This window comes from Pseudomonas sp. G11-1, assembly GCF_024031555.1.
Lineage (GTDB): Bacteria > Pseudomonadota > Gammaproteobacteria > Pseudomonadales > Pseudomonadaceae > Halopseudomonas > Halopseudomonas bauzanensis.
In genome coordinates this window covers 651,740-665,013 of record NZ_QEYQ01000001.1, presented here as the reverse complement: position 1 = coordinate 665,013, position 13,274 = coordinate 651,740, and the positions used below count along the sequence as shown (strand labels likewise).

Annotated in this window: 14 protein-coding genes; 8 read left to right on the top strand and 6 right to left on the bottom strand. The window is 60.7% G+C overall.

Going from position 1 to position 13,274, the window contains the following annotated elements; translation table 11 throughout:
* Positions 1 to 128 precede the first annotated feature (128 nt).
* Positions 129 to 842 carry a methyl-accepting chemotaxis protein gene (locus tag DHB74_RS03090; protein WP_499161022.1) on the top strand — a complete coding sequence of 238 codons (714 nt, stop codon included), beginning with the start codon at positions 129 to 131 and terminating at the stop codon, positions 840 to 842.
* 32 nt (positions 843 to 874) lie between these two features.
* On the opposite strand, the gene DHB74_RS03085 is transcribed toward DHB74_RS03090, so the two are convergent.
* The 3 genes from DHB74_RS03085 to DHB74_RS03075 form a co-directional block, all read right to left on the bottom strand.
* Positions 875 to 1,441: a cob(I)yrinic acid a,c-diamide adenosyltransferase gene (locus tag DHB74_RS03085; protein WP_074777867.1), complete on the bottom strand. Its 567-nt coding sequence runs from the start codon at positions 1,439 to 1,441 to the stop codon at positions 875 to 877.
* A 210-nt stretch (positions 1,442 to 1,651) separates the two neighbouring features.
* Complete coding sequence (locus DHB74_RS03080) at positions 1,652 to 2,578, bottom strand: 2-dehydropantoate 2-reductase (protein WP_499160772.1); 927 nt, start codon at positions 2,576 to 2,578, stop codon at positions 1,652 to 1,654.
* Positions 2,571 to 3,536 carry a GGDEF domain-containing response regulator gene (locus DHB74_RS03075; RefSeq protein WP_136868923.1) on the bottom strand — a complete coding sequence of 322 codons (966 nt, stop codon included), beginning with the start codon at positions 3,534 to 3,536 and terminating at the stop codon, positions 2,571 to 2,573. The genes DHB74_RS03080 and DHB74_RS03075 overlap by 8 nt, the downstream gene beginning before the upstream one ends.
* A gap of 111 nt (positions 3,537 to 3,647) precedes the next feature.
* Here DHB74_RS03075 and DHB74_RS03070 point away from each other — a divergent pair, with 111 nt between their 5' ends.
* Together DHB74_RS03070 and DHB74_RS03065 are read left to right on the top strand one after the other, a co-directional pair.
* A complete protein-coding gene (locus tag DHB74_RS03070; protein ID WP_036988521.1) occupies positions 3,648 to 4,133 on the top strand; it encodes a YajQ family cyclic di-GMP-binding protein in 486 nt (161 codons plus the stop codon).
* A gap of 12 nt (positions 4,134 to 4,145) precedes the next feature.
* Positions 4,146 to 4,979, top strand: a complete 834-nt coding sequence (locus DHB74_RS03065; RefSeq protein WP_036988523.1) for a mechanosensitive ion channel family protein — start codon at positions 4,146 to 4,148, stop codon at positions 4,977 to 4,979.
* Between the two features lie 47 nt (positions 4,980 to 5,026).
* On the opposite strand, the gene DHB74_RS03060 is transcribed toward DHB74_RS03065, so the two are convergent.
* Positions 5,027 to 6,388, bottom strand: coding sequence for an AmpG family muropeptide MFS transporter (locus tag DHB74_RS03060; protein ID WP_499160771.1), 1,362 nt, complete (start codon positions 6,386 to 6,388; stop codon positions 5,027 to 5,029).
* 7 nt (positions 6,389 to 6,395) lie between these two features.
* Positions 6,396 to 6,701, bottom strand: coding sequence for an MGMT family protein (locus DHB74_RS03055; protein ID WP_499161021.1), 306 nt, complete (start codon positions 6,699 to 6,701; stop codon positions 6,396 to 6,398).
* Positions 6,702 to 6,806: 105 nt separating this feature from the next.
* Here DHB74_RS03055 and DHB74_RS03050 point away from each other — a divergent pair, with 105 nt between their 5' ends.
* On the top strand, positions 6,807 to 7,817 hold the full coding sequence (locus tag DHB74_RS03050) for a DUF481 domain-containing protein (RefSeq protein ID WP_499160770.1): 1,011 nt from the start codon (positions 6,807 to 6,809) through the stop codon (positions 7,815 to 7,817).
* Positions 7,818 to 7,850: 33 nt separating this feature from the next.
* Here the strand turns inward: DHB74_RS03050 and DHB74_RS03045 are convergent, their stop codons facing one another.
* Complete coding sequence (locus tag DHB74_RS03045; RefSeq protein ID WP_499160769.1) at positions 7,851 to 8,609, bottom strand: SDR family oxidoreductase; 759 nt, start codon at positions 8,607 to 8,609, stop codon at positions 7,851 to 7,853.
* Between the two features lie 191 nt (positions 8,610 to 8,800).
* Between DHB74_RS03045 and DHB74_RS03040 the strand changes: the two genes are divergently transcribed.
* From DHB74_RS03040 to DHB74_RS03025, 4 genes are all read left to right on the top strand, one after another.
* Positions 8,801 to 9,250, top strand: coding sequence for an FxsA family protein (locus DHB74_RS03040; protein WP_499160768.1), 450 nt, complete (start codon positions 8,801 to 8,803; stop codon positions 9,248 to 9,250).
* 190 nt (positions 9,251 to 9,440) lie between these two features.
* Positions 9,441 to 9,734 (top strand): co-chaperone GroES, encoded by a 294-nt coding sequence (locus DHB74_RS03035; protein WP_036988527.1) that lies wholly within the window; start codon positions 9,441 to 9,443, stop codon positions 9,732 to 9,734.
* 48 nt (positions 9,735 to 9,782) lie between these two features.
* Positions 9,783 to 11,426 carry a chaperonin GroEL gene (groL, locus tag DHB74_RS03030; RefSeq protein WP_036988528.1) on the top strand — a complete coding sequence of 548 codons (1,644 nt, stop codon included), beginning with the start codon at positions 9,783 to 9,785 and terminating at the stop codon, positions 11,424 to 11,426.
* A gap of 596 nt (positions 11,427 to 12,022) precedes the next feature.
* On the top strand, positions 12,023 to 13,255 hold the full coding sequence (locus DHB74_RS03025; RefSeq protein ID WP_499160767.1) for an NADH:flavin oxidoreductase: 1,233 nt from the start codon (positions 12,023 to 12,025) through the stop codon (positions 13,253 to 13,255).
* Positions 13,256 to 13,274 lie beyond the last annotated feature (19 nt).

Below are 13,274 nucleotides of genomic sequence, written 5' to 3'. Positions count from 1 at the left end.
TGATCCGCCATGTCAGCCAGACGTCGGGGCTGGTCGGTGATCAATCGCGCCAGGTGATCGGCATCTCCAGCGAAAGCAGTCAGGCGGTGGAGAGCCAGCGGACCCAGATCGAACAGGTGGCCACGGCGATGAATGAGATGGCTGCCACCTCTCAGGAAGTGGCGCGTAGCGCGGCCTTGGCGGTGACCAACGCCGAACAGGTCAACAGCGAGACAATCACGGGTCGGCGTATGGTCGAGTCCTCGGTTGATGGCATCGAGAAGCTGGCCGTGGAAATCGAGAACTCGGTGAAGGTGATCAATAACCTGGCCGATGACAGCGCCTCTATCAGCCGCGTGCTGGATGTGATCAAGGGCGTGGCGGAGCAAACCAACCTGCTGGCGCTCAATGCCGCAATCGAAGCGGCTCGGGCCGGCGAGCAGGGTCGCGGCTTCGCGGTAGTGGCCGATGAGGTGCGCACGCTGGCGCAGCGTACCCAGCAGTCGACCCAGGAGATCGAGCAGATGATCGACCGCCTGCAGGGCGGGGTCGGGGCGGCCGTGAAGGCGATGGGCATGAGCCACAGCATGACTGGTGAAGCGGTGGATTCGTCAATCAAGGTCCAGTCGGCGCTGGACAATATTCTGCGGGCGGTCACCCAGATCGTTGACCAGAGTCAGCAGATTGCCGCAGCGGCTGAGCAGCAGACTGCGGTAAGCCACGATATTGACCAGAACATCGTGCAGATCAACCAATCCGGCGAACGCACCGCAGATGGTGCGCGGCGCACGGAGGAGGCCAGTGGCCGGATGGGCGAGCTGGTCGCGGAGCTGCAGAAGATCATCAGCGCCTTCCGGGTGTGAGGCGGGCGCTGATTCATGGCCTGCTACAGCCTTCACTCAGCCGGCTTGGGCTTCGGCTGCCATAGCACCTCGGGGGTATTTTCCAGCCGGGCAACGCTTCGGGCCAACACGAACAGCAGGTCGGACAGCCGGTTGAGGTAGGCCAGCGCCTGGGGATTGATGGCCTGTTGCGCGGCCAGGGTCTGATAGCGGCGTTCAGCGCGGCGGCACACGCTGCGGGCCAGATGAGCCTGGGCGATCAACAGTGAGCCGCCGGGCAGGATGAACTCTTTCAGCGGCGGTACCTGGGCATTGAATTCGTCGATCAGGGTCTCCAGCTCGGCAACGTCATCGGCGCTGATGATCAGCGCATCAGGTATGGCCAGTTCCCCACCGACATCGAACAGGCGATGCTGTACCGGTGCCAGGGCGATCTGCACCGGGGCCAGCGCCTCGCTGGTCAGCCCAGCCAGCAACACGCCGATACAGCTGTTCAGCTCATCCACCGCACCCATGGCCTCAATGCGTGGGCTGTCCTTGGCTACGCGGCTGCCATCGGCCAGGCCGGTGGTGCCGGCATCACCGGTGCGGGTATAGAGTTTGCTCAAGCGGTAGCCCATGTCGATCTCCTGCAGAAAAGGGAGCGCCAGCCTAGCCCGAACATTCTGATGGTACAAGAAGCTGAAGTCTGGGCTGTGGCTCAAGGAGTGGAGCTCCTGGGAGGTTCGAGCACCAGCTCGTACCAAGGCTGGCCGGCAGCATCTTGATACCAGGCAGCTCCGTTCATCGAGTCGAGTGCGACCCGTAGGCCCGACGCCCCCGCTCCCCGTTCAGGCGGGCGGCAGGCCGAGGTTTATCAGGTGGTCCTGCAGTTGTTGATGCAGTGAATCAAGCACCGGTGTGGTCAGCTCGGCGTTGCGGGCGGTGCGGCAGGCGTGGCCGAGGATAAAGTCGATCTCGGTACGCCGGCCGGCGTGCACGTCCTGGCGCATTGACGAGCTGTTGGCGGCGGTAGTCTGGATGACGCTGTGCACGCGCTGGGTCAGTTCTGTGAGACTCAGCTGCACGCCCTGGCTGCCGAGCAGAGTGTGCAGCTCGGCCAGCAGCGGGGCGAACAGCGGCCCGGCCCGCTCGGGCACCTCGCCGTTGGGGCAGTCGTGCAATGCGGTAATCGGATTGATGGCGCAATTGATCGCCAGCTTCAGCCAGAGCACCGGCAGGATGTCCTGCTCCCAGCGCCAGTCGATTCCCGCCTGGCTCAGCAGCGCCAGCCACTCCGGCGCCGGCTGCTGTCGCGGGTCGCCCAGCAGCGTCTGGCCGATACCGGCCCAGACCACATGATTGGCGGCGCGCTTCCAGGCGCCATCGGTGGTGCTGGCGTACAGCACTCGCTGGCTGGGGAAACGCTGGCTGGTTGCCTGCTGGCTGCCCAACCCGTTCTGCAGCAGCACCAGCTGACTGTCAGCCTGCAACCGTGACGCGATACTCTCCAGTGCGCCGGCGACAGCCCAGGCTTTGGTGGCGATGATCAGATGACGGATGGGCTCATTGCTGCTGTCAGCCAGTTCAACGGTGACCGGCAGGCTCTCTATCGTTTCCTGGCGCTCCAGCAGCAGAGCGCTGTCACGGTCCAGCCATTCGCGCAGGGCGGCTGGGGTGCGCAAGATCAGCCGACAATCGATGCCGGCGCGGGCGCAACGCGCTGCCCACAGCAGGCCGAGGCTACCTGCGCCGAGAATATGCAGCGGCTCAGACAACTTGCGGCATCCGCACTTCAGTGATCAGGTTGGTGGCGTAGGCCTGACTGAGATGCTGCTCGGTCTGCTGCAGCATGGTGTCGGCGTTGGCGCCCTGATCATTGCGGTCCACCGTGCTGACGGATAGGCCGGCACGTACCGAGAGATAACCTTCGCTGGTCTTGAACGCCTTGAGGTTGAGGCCATCATGCAGGCGGCGGAAACTGTTGGGTTTGCAGTCATCGGCGCTGTCGCCAACGGTGCAGATGGCGAATGTGTTGGCGCCAATACGCGAGATCACATCCATTGGCCGGACCAGTTGCTGCAAGCGCCGGGCGATGCCCCGCAGCAGTTCCTGCTGTACTGTTTCACCGAAGCGGCTGCCCATTTCGTCGAAGTTCTGAATGCCCAGCACCAGCAGCGAACAGAAGCCACCTCGGGACTCGACTTGCTGCAAGGCATCCTCCAGCCGTTGCAGCAGGTAACGGCGGTTGCCCAGTGCGGTCAGACTGTCGACCAGATTGTGCTCTTCAAGCTGGGCATTGTTGCTGGCCAGCAGGCGGTTTTCATCGAGCAGCCGATTGATCAGTTGGGTGATCCGATCGGCCGCATAGATGCGCGGTAGCAATTGTTCATTCATCGCCGACTTGCTGATGAAGTCATCCACACCCCGATCAAAGGCCTCGCCCAGCACATTGTCGCCTTCCCGGGCGGTCAACAGCATGACGTAGGTGTAGTGATTGGTCTGTTCATCGCGTTGGCGAATGCGCGTGGTCAGTTGCAATCCGTCCATCTCCGGCATCAGCCAGTCGGCCACCATGACGCTGGCGGCGCGCTCCTCATGCATGGCCAGGGCGGCCATGGCGGAGCTGGCGAAGCGGATATCCGTATAGCCCGCTTGAGACAAGGTGTGGCCTATGACGGCACTGCTGAACTTGGTATCGTCCACCACCATGATGCTGAGTTGGGGGTTGGGCATGTCTGAGCTCCCTGCTGCATGTTTTTTAACTGACGTCGGTATAATGCCATGATGTCAGGGCAATGTTCTGCCGCCCCGTTCACAAATATCAGGTTTATTTGAGGTCAAGCCATGCCGTCTTTTGATGTGGTGTCCGAACTGGACAAGCATGAGGTAACCAACGCTGTCGATAATGCCATGAAAGAATTGGATCGCCGCTACGATCTGAAGGGCAAGGGCAGCTTCGAATTCAAGGAAAAGGAACTCACGGTCACCATTACCGCCGATGCGGAATTCCAGCTCGAACAGTTGCTGGATATCCTGCGGTTGAGCCTGACCAAGCGCAAGATCGACATCCAGTGCATGGAGGTGAAGGAGGCCTATGCCTCGGGTAAGCAGATGAAGCAGGACGCGGTGCTGCGCGAGGGAATCGACCAGGCCTTGGCGAAGAAGATCGTCGCCAAGATCAAGGAATCCAAGGTTAAGGTTCAGGCGGCTATCCAGGGTGAGCAGGTGCGGGTCACCGGCAAGAAGCGGGACGATCTGCAGGAAACCATGGCACTGTTACGGGCGGCAGAGCTCGACATGCCATTGCAATTCAATAACTTTCGCGACTGATCAGAGGTAAGAATGGAAGAATTAGTGAACGGGCTGGATGGTTTTCAGGATCAATGGCTGCCATTGGTGGTGACTTATGGCAGTCAGTTGCTGTTGGCGCTGGTTACCCTGCTGGTCGGCTGGTGGATTGTCGGGCGGGTTACCCGCGCGGCGCAGGCCATGCTGCAGCGTCGTAATGTCGACCCGACCCTGCATAGTTTTATCGGTACCCTGGTCAATATCGGCCTTAAGGCACTGCTGCTGATCAGCGTCGCCGGCATGGTGGGTGTCGAGACCACTTCCTTCATTGCGCTGATCGGTGCCGCCGGTCTGGCCGTGGGGCTGGCGCTGCAGGGCAGCCTGGCCAACTTCGCTGGCGGCATCCTGATTCTGGTGCTGCGTCCGATCCGGGTTGGCGAATATATCCAGGCCCAGGGCGTGGAGGGGACGGTCGACAATATCCAGATCTTCCATACCATTCTCAAGACTGCCGACAACAAGACGGTGGTTGTGCCCAACGGCACCCTGTCCAACGGCAGCATCACCAACTTCTCGCGGCAGCCGACCCGCCGGGTGAGCGTGGATCTGCGGATCAGCTATCAGGATAACGTCAAGCACGCGCGCAAGCTGCTGCTGGAACTGGCACATGCCGACAGCCGGGTGCTGAAGGACCCGGAGCCCGCCGTCTGGCTGGCGGCGCTGGGTGAAAGCTCGGTGGACCTGTCCCTGCGGGTGTGGACCAAGACCGATGATTACTGGGGCGTATTCTGGGGGCTGCAGGAGCAGGCCAAGGAAGTCTTCGAACTGGAAGGCATCACCATACCTTATCCGCAGCGCACCATGCATCAGGTTGCGCCACAGGCCTAAGGGCGCGCTGGCGGGGCAATGGGCCGCTGCGGCGGCCCATTGCTGGGTCAATCGATTCCGGGCCGCTGCATCCGGTCCGGATGTGCAAACTTCAACAGCATGGCAGCCAGGATGATCGCTGGCAGGCCGGTCAGCGCCGTGGTCATGAAAAAGCTCACCCATCCCACATTTGCCGCCAGTACGCCAGTGAAGCCTGCCGCAAACTGCCCGGGCAAGGTCATCAGCGAACTGAACAGCGCATATTGCGTGGCGGTATAAGCGGTGTTGGTGAGACTGGACAGATAGGCGATAAACACCGAAATGGCCAGTCCGCCGGTGATATTGTCGGCCACGATCGCCAGCACCAGCCCATAGGTTTCCGGGCCGATGAAGGCCAGCCAGGCGAAGGCCAGGTTGGTGACCGGCGCCATGAACGCCGTCAACAGCAGGATCGGCGCAATGCCGAAGCGGGCCACCAGCAAACCACCCAATCCTGCTCCGAGCAATGTCATTCCCAAACCGAAGGCCGCGGCGATATTGGCGATCTGCGCCTTGCTGAACCCCAGATCCAGATAGAAGGGGTTGGCCATCACGCCCATGAAGATGTCACTAATCCGAAAGGTGGCGATGAATGCCAGAATCAGCAGCGCGGTCTTGCCGTAGCGTTGAAAGAACTCGGCGAAGGGGCAAACCATGGCGCCGATGAACCAGGCGGTGAGGTTACGGCGCCAGCCAGCATGACTGGTTTGGGCCAGATAATCGGCTACCCGCTGTTCAAAGTGCAGGGTTGAGCTAGTCACTGTGACCGCCGGTTCGGCGATGATCAGCGTGGTCACTATACCCACGCCCATCAGTAACGCCATGGCGCTGTAGGCCAGAGTCCAGCTGTCGACGGATGCCAGATGCAGGGCGCCGGCGCCGGCGGCAAGAATGGCCACCCGGTAACCGGTAACATAGGTGGCGGCCATGGCAGCCTGGCGGTGGCGGGCCTCGGCTTCGACCCGGTAGGCGTCGATGGCCACATCCTGGGTGGCGGAGCCGAAAGCGGCCAGTACCGCCCATAGCGCGACCAGACCCAGATGCTCCCGCGGGTCGGTCAGTGCCATACCCAGCAGCGCGGTGGCGATCACCAACTGCGCCAGCAGCATCCAGGCCCGGCGCCGGCCGAGCAGGCGGCTGAGCAAGGGGACCGGCGCACGGTCGATCAGCGGTGCCCACAACACCTTGATCGAATGGGCCATGCCGACCCAGCTGAGAAAGCCGATGGCAGCCAACTCGATACCCAGATCGCGCAGCCAGGCGCTGAAGGTGCCCCCTACCAGCAGCAGCGGCAGGCCGGCAGAGAATCCGAGAAACAGCATGCCCAGTACCCGGGGCTTGAGATAGACCTTCCAGCCTTCGCGTGCCTGGGTTGTCGTGGTGTCGTTCATTGTGTGATCACTTGTCGCTTGTACTCTCATCCGGCCAGCCGAAACGGGCCATGTTCACCCGCCGGTTGCGAATGATGACACCTTCGGCCATCAGCCGCTGATATTGTTCCTGCCCGGAGGGGCTGTCCGGTGGCAATGAGAGTTGGCCCTGACTATTCAGCACCCGGTGCCAGGGCAAGGTCGTGCCGTCCGGCAATTGCCCCAGCCAGCGTCCGACCAGACGTGCGCCACGGCCCAGGTCGGCCAGTTGTGCCAGCCGCCCGTAGCTGGTCACCCGGCCCGGAGGAATGGCGGCGAGTACTTGCCAGAGCATTTGCTTGCGATCATCCGGAGAGGCAGCCGAAGCAGATGCCGGGGAACCTTCTCTCATGGATAATGCCTCTCTCTTTGTCTTTGTCGATTGTCCAGGCTGGTTTTCATGTTCAAGTCGCGCTATCTGCTGTTGTTGTCCCTGCTGTTCGCATTACCTGTGTCTGCCGATACCCTCTGGCTGGATAACGGTGACCGGCTGACCGGTCGTATCGAAGTCATGGAGGGCAACAAGCTGGTCATCCAGACCGATTTTGCCGGCCAGGTGGCAGTCAATGTCAATCGCATCCTCACGCTGGAAAGTGACCGCCAGCTGTTGATCAAGACCAGCGACAATACGCAGCACGCCCGGCGTATTCAACCATCTGAGCAGGCTGGGGAAATTTTCCTGGTCAACGGCGAGCCCGAACCTCAGCCGCTGCAGATTGCCCAGCTGCGGCAAATGATGGAGCCGCAGCCGGTGATCGAGGACTGGGTCTGGGATGGTCGGGTGGACCTGTCGCTGGAACTGGAGAATACCGATTCGAAGAAACGTGATCTGGACATCGATGTTTCCACTGAAGCGCGCCACGGTGACTGGCGGCATGCCTTCACCGGTGACTTTGAACGCGATTACCGGGACGACATCAAGACCCGGCACTTCTGGGAGTCGGACTATACCCTGAGCTGGTTCTTTGCCGAGAAATGGTTCTGGCAGAATAGGGTGAGCTACCAGCGCGACCATCTGGGCGAGGTGAAGCGCCAGATCCAGGTGGGTTCCGGTCCGGGTTATGAGTGGTGGAACAATGCGCTAGGCCGCTTCGAGACCTCCGCACGCTTCGAGCATCTGCGCATGGATGCCCGGGACGGGTCGGACTCCCGCAACAACGGCTTGGGTCTGGCCTGGGATTACCGGCGATATCTGCTCGGCAAGCGTTTCCAGTTGGTGCACAACGCGGAAACCCTGATCCCCAACGATGACGAGGTGAACTACATCGTCGATACGGAGCTGGGATTGCGCTATCTGCTCAACAGCTGGGCCTCGCTGAGCCTGATGACCGAGTGGGATTACACCAGCAGCTCAGACGAGAAGAGTCGCAACGAGACCCGCTACAAGGTTGGCCTTGGCGTCAACTGGTGACGCCGAGGCAACGGGTGGCGGGCCGTTATTGCATTAGAGCCGCAGACCGCCATCCAGCTCCAGGATCCGGCCGCTGTAGTAGTCGTTCTCGAACAGATAGGCAGCCGAATGGGCGATTTCTTCCGGCTTGCCCATGCGGCGCAGCGGAATACCGGCAGTCATCTTTTCCAGTGCCTCGGGCTTCATGCCGCCGGTCATCTCGGTCTCGATGAAACCGGGAGCGATGCCAGCCACGCGGATGCCGTAGCGCGCCAGTTCCTTGGCCCAGACCACGGTCAGCGCGGCCACGCCCGCCTTGGCGGCGGAATAATTGGACTGGCCCATGTTGCCGGCGCGGGAGATCGACGAGATGTTGATGATCAGGCCCTTGCTACCCAACTCCACCATCTTCGCCGCCACCTCACGGGTACCGAGGAACACGCCGGTCAGGTTGACATCGATCACCGACTGCCACTGGCTCAGGCTCATCTTCTGGATCTGCCCGTCCTTGGCCTTGAGCAGCAGGCCGTCGCGCAGGATGCCGGCATTGTTGATCAGGCCGTTGAGGGTACCGAAATCATCCGCCACCTGATTGACCATGGCGCTGACCTGATCTTCATTGGCAACGTTGCAGACATAGGCGCGGGCATCGCCGCCGGCCGCCTTGCAGGCATTGACTGCCTCGTCCAGGCGAGCCTGGTCCAGGTCCACCAGCGCCAGGCGCGCGCCGCGCCCTGCCAGGTATTCCGCCATTGCCCGGCCCAGGCCCTGGCCGCCGCCGGTCACGATGATCACGCTGTCTTTCAGTTGCATGTTATTGATCCTCTGGTTAGTTGTTGGTTTCGGCCGCAAGAATGCAACAAGCCTTGCGCATTATGAATACCTTTCTGAAAATTCAGTCATCCATTGACCTGGTCGGCGGTTGCCGTGCTGGTCGCGGGCCGGGCTTGAAACTGATCTCGCCAGCCCCATATAGGAACTTTGTCACCATTCACGAGGTTGTCATGCCCTTGTTGCGCATACTGCTGTTGGCATTACCGCTGATCGAACTGACGAGCCTGATTCTGCTCGGCCAGGAGGTCGGGGTGGGTTGGACGTTATTGTGGGTGCTGTTTACCGGTGTCGTCGGTCTGATGCTGATTCAGCGCAACGGCTGGGGCATGCTGCAGCGGTTGCAGCAGCAGATGGTCACCAATCGTAGCCCGTTCAACGTCCTCAAATCGGGCATGTGGGGCGTACTGGCCGGAGTGCTCATCGCGTTTCCGGGGTTGGTCAGCGATGTGCTGGCGATTCCCTGTCTGATCATGGCGCTGATGCACCGCGGTGGCGGTTCCGGGCCGGATGACCAGAACGGACCACGCATGTACCGACGCGGTGAACACACCATCATCGAAGGGGAGTGGGAAGCGGGACAGCCCACGCCAGCCGATGACCAGCGTTTGAACCGGCCTTGAAAAATTTGCGTCCGGCCCCTTGAAATGGATTGGCCGGGCCCCATAAACAAGGCACCAGTTTTACAGGCGCCCATTGCGGGAGTCTGTGTTGGATAGGGACGCAGCTCAGGCACGTCCTTCAGGCCCAGGCCTGATTAACTTGAAATGCCGGCAAGCCGGCCTTTGACATTCATTTGGGAGACTCACAACGATGAAAATCCGTCCGTTACACGATCGCGTAGTCGTTCGTCGCAGCGAAGAAGAAACAAAAACCGCTGGCGGTATCGTTCTGCCTGGCTCTGCAGCAGAAAAACCGAACACCGGCGTAGTCCTTGCTGTTGGTACCGGGCGTCTGCTGGACAATGGTGAAGTGCGTCCGCTGGCCGTCAAAGAAGGCGACAAGGTTGTTTTCGGACCGTACTCCGGCAGCAGCACCATCAAGATCGATGGCGAAGAACTGCTGATGATGAGCGAATCCGAAATCTACGGTGTCCTGGAAGGCTGAAGCCCACCAGTCCGATCCCTGAACGAATTCATTTGAAGGAAAGTGAAAATGGCTGCTAAAGAAGTATTGTTCGACGTTGCCGCGCGCAACAGAATGCTGGAAGGCGTCAATGTGCTGGCCGATGCCGTCAAGTCCACCCTGGGTCCGAAGGGCCGCAACGTCCTGATCGAGCGCAGCTTCGGCGCGCCGCTGATCACCAAGGACGGCGTTTCCGTCGCCAAGGAAATCGAACTGAAAGACCGCTTCGAGAACATGGGCGCCCAGCTGGTCAAGGACGTTGCCTCCCGCGCCAACGACGATGCTGGTGACGGTACTACCACCGCGACCGTACTGGCCCAGGCCATCGTTACCGAAGGTCTGAAAGCCGTTGCTGCCGGCATGAACCCGATGGACCTCAAGCGCGGCATCGACAAGGCCACCGTGGCTGTGGTTGCCGAGCTGAAGAACCTGGCCAAGCCCTGTGCCGACTCCAAGGCCATCGCCCAGGTAGGCACCATCTCCGCCAACTCCGACGACTCCATCGGCAAGATCATTGCCGAAGCCATGGATCGCGTTGGCAAGGAAGGCGTGATCACCGTTGAGGAAGGTTCCGGTCTGGACAACGAGCTGTCCGTCGTTGAAGGCATGCAGTTCGACCGCGGTTACCTGTCTCCCTACTTCGTCAACAAGCCGGAAACCATGTCCGCCGAGCTGGACAACCCGTACATCCTGCTGGTTGACAAGAAGATCTCCAACATCCGCGAAATGCTACCGGTACTGGAAGCTGTCGCCAAGGCCGGTCGTCCGCTGATGATCGTTGCTGAAGACGTTGAAGGCGAAGCGCTGGCTACCCTGGTAGTCAACAACATGCGCGGCATCGTCAAGGTCGCTGCGGTCAAGGCGCCGGGCTTTGGTGATCGCCGCAAGGCCATGCTGGAAGACATCTCCATCCTCACCGGTGGTACCGTCATCAGCGAAGAAGTCGGCATGAGCCTGGAAACCACTGGTCTGGAGCACCTGGGTCAGGCCAAGCGCGTGCAGATCAACAAGGACAACTCCACCATCATCGATGGTGCCGGTTCCCAGACTGATATCGAAGCCCGTGTTGCCCAGATCCGCAAGCAGGTTGAAGAAACCACTTCCGACTACGACAAGGAAAAACTGCAAGAGCGTCTGGCCAAGCTGGCTGGCGGTGTTGCGGTAATCAAGGTCGGCGCCGCTACCGAAGTGGAAATGAAAGAGAAGAAGCACCGCGTTGAAGACGCGCTGCACGCGACCCGTGCCGCCGTTGAAGAAGGCGTGGTACCTGGCGGTGGTGTGGCCCTGGTGCGCACCCTGGTGGCCTTCGAGAACCTGACCGGTGACAACGAAGACCAGAACGTGGGTATCAAGCTGCTGCGTCGCGCCATCGAGGCACCGCTGCGCCAGATCGTCACCAACGCTGGTGAAGAAGCTGCCGTCGTGCTGCAGGCTGTGCGTGCCGGCGAAGGCAACTATGGCTACAACGCTGCTACCGGTGAGTACGGCGACATGATCGAAATGGGTATCCTCGATCCGGCCAAGGTAACCCGTAGCGCGCTGCAAGCCGCTGCTTCCGTTGCCAGCCTGATGATCACTACCCAGGCGATGATTGCCGAGCTGCCGGAAGACAAGCCGGCCATGCCCGACATGGGCGGCATGGGTGGCATGGGCGGTATGGGCGGCATGATGTAAGTCGCTCCCCGCGCAGCACCGAAACCCGCCCCTGATTCAGGGGCGGGTTTTTTTGTTTCTGTCTCCTGAGCGAGCTGGCGAAGAAGGCCTCGTGTAAGACATTGGCTATGTTCTGTGTAAGTCTTATCAGTCACTTGTCGTGAGCGGAATAGGATTTTTGTCTGTGGAAAAATAGTAACCAATTGAAATTAATCATAAATATCTATCATAGCCCTAACGGGTGAGACGATTTTTGATATTGATCGGGGATCGTTTCCGGGTACTATGTGTCCATGCGCGACGGAATGCGCTGCTCGGCAGGGAGCTTGAGCCAAGGGAGCATCAGGATGGTGACAGTCGGGATGACTGGGTCATGGACGGCAGTAGGGATAGAAAAAGTGGGGGCGGATTATTCCGCCCCCTTTTTTTGTTCTGCACAATCTTGAATTGACAGCTTCTCCTGCCTCGCGCGTCATCTTCTTCTCGTCTGATCAGACGATGCCAGCCGCAATCAGAGTTTCCAGAATCGATGCAATTGATACCGGACAGCTGGGGCCGAGCCGTTGCCGTGAGGCATGGTTGGCCTGGTGACCGGTCCATTCGCTCTGGAGATCACCATGGCAGGCACCGAACAACAACAACTCGCCCAAGCTTATACCCCCCTTACCATCGGCCCGTTGACACTGCGCAACCGCTTCATCAAGTCCGCTACCAACGAAGGCATGTCGCCGGACGGGGTGCCCTCGCGTCAGCTGGTGCAGTTCCACGCGGGGATGGCCGCTGGCGGTGTCGGCCTGACCACAGTGGCCTACTGTGCGGTCAGCGCCGACGGCTGCACCTTGCCCAACCAGATATGTATGGACCGCGCCACACTGCCGCATCTGCGCGCCCTGACTGATGCTGTGCATGCGGAAAACGGCGCGGTATCGGCACAGATTACCCATGGCGGCTGCTTCACCTTCATCAAGGGGTCGGGACGGCCGCTCTCGGCCAGCGGCGGTTTCAACAAGATCGGCCTGATGAGTGGGCAATATTTCAAGCAGGAAATGAGCGTGGCGGACATGCAGCGGGTGGCGGCGGACTTTGCCACGGCTGCCGAGCTGGCCCGTGAGGCCGGTTTCGACGCGGTGGAAATCCACATGGGCCATGGCTACCTGCTCAGCCAGTTCATCTCGCCGCTGTACAACAAGCGCCGGGATGAATATGGCGGCAACCTCGCCAATCGGATGCGCTTTCCCCGCCAGGTATTGCGTCGGGTGCTGGATGCGGTGGGTGATGACCTGGCGGTAATCTGCAAGTTCAGCATCACCGAGGGTGTGCGTGGCGGCAACAGTATCGATGATGGTGTGGGTATCGCCCGCGAGCTGGCAGCAGAGGGTGCGCATCTGCTGGTACTGAGCGCCGGTATGAACGCCGAATCCATCACCACCATGTTCGGCTCCTCGTTCCCGCCGGAGAACCGCGCGGTAGTGACCAACCCGATCATGAAAGGGGCGATGTTCCTACAGTCGCTGGTCGAGAAGCCGGTTCCGTTCCGTGAATTGTATCTGCTGGAGCATGCCCGCAAGGTGCGCGCCGCGGTGGATGTGCCATTGGCCTACCTGGGCGGAGTGACCTCGGCCGCGGGAGTTGGCCAACTGATGGCTGAGGGGTTCGATACGCTGGCTATGGGCCGGGTGCTGATCCATGACCCGACCTGGGTCAACCGCCTGCGCGAGGGGCAGGTCCAGCGCTCCGGCTGTACTGCCTGCAATCGATGCGTGACCATGATGTATACCGAAGGCGGCACCAGTTGTGTGCTCGGCAGTCCGGGTGATGCGGTGATCAACCGTATACCCGCGGCAGGCTGAATATCTCCATAACAACAAT

Bases quoted from the DNA above. Each gene is read 5' to 3' on its own strand.
- DHB74_RS03070 (WP_036988521.1), top strand. From the start codon at position 3,648: ATGCCGTCTTTTGATGTGGTGTCCGAACTGGACAAGCATGAGGTAACC.
- groL (WP_036988528.1), top strand. From the start codon at position 9,783: ATGGCTGCTAAAGAAGTATTGTTCGACGTTGCCGCGCGCAACAGAATG.
- DHB74_RS03060 (WP_499160771.1), bottom strand. From the start codon at position 6,388: ATGAACGACACCACGACAACCCAGGCACGCGAAGGCTGGAAGGTCTAT.
- DHB74_RS03075 (WP_136868923.1), bottom strand. From the start codon at position 3,536: ATGCCCAACCCCCAACTCAGCATCATGGTGGTGGACGATACCAAGTTC.
- DHB74_RS03045 (WP_499160769.1), bottom strand. From the start codon at position 8,609: ATGCAACTGAAAGACAGCGTGATCATCGTGACCGGCGGCGGCCAGGGC.
- DHB74_RS03085 (WP_074777867.1), bottom strand. From the start codon at position 1,441: ATGGGCTACCGCTTGAGCAAACTCTATACCCGCACCGGTGATGCCGGC.
- DHB74_RS03055 (WP_499161021.1), bottom strand. From the start codon at position 6,701: ATGCTCTGGCAAGTACTCGCCGCCATTCCTCCGGGCCGGGTGACCAGC.
- DHB74_RS03050 (WP_499160770.1), top strand. From the start codon at position 6,807: ATGTTCAAGTCGCGCTATCTGCTGTTGTTGTCCCTGCTGTTCGCATTA.
- DHB74_RS03065 (WP_036988523.1), top strand. From the start codon at position 4,146: ATGGAAGAATTAGTGAACGGGCTGGATGGTTTTCAGGATCAATGGCTG.
- DHB74_RS03090 (WP_499161022.1), top strand. From the start codon at position 129: ATGAATGAGATGGCTGCCACCTCTCAGGAAGTGGCGCGTAGCGCGGCC.
- DHB74_RS03035 (WP_036988527.1), top strand. From the start codon at position 9,441: ATGAAAATCCGTCCGTTACACGATCGCGTAGTCGTTCGTCGCAGCGAA.
- DHB74_RS03040 (WP_499160768.1), top strand. From the start codon at position 8,801: ATGCCCTTGTTGCGCATACTGCTGTTGGCATTACCGCTGATCGAACTG.
- DHB74_RS03025 (WP_499160767.1), top strand. From the start codon at position 12,023: ATGGCAGGCACCGAACAACAACAACTCGCCCAAGCTTATACCCCCCTT.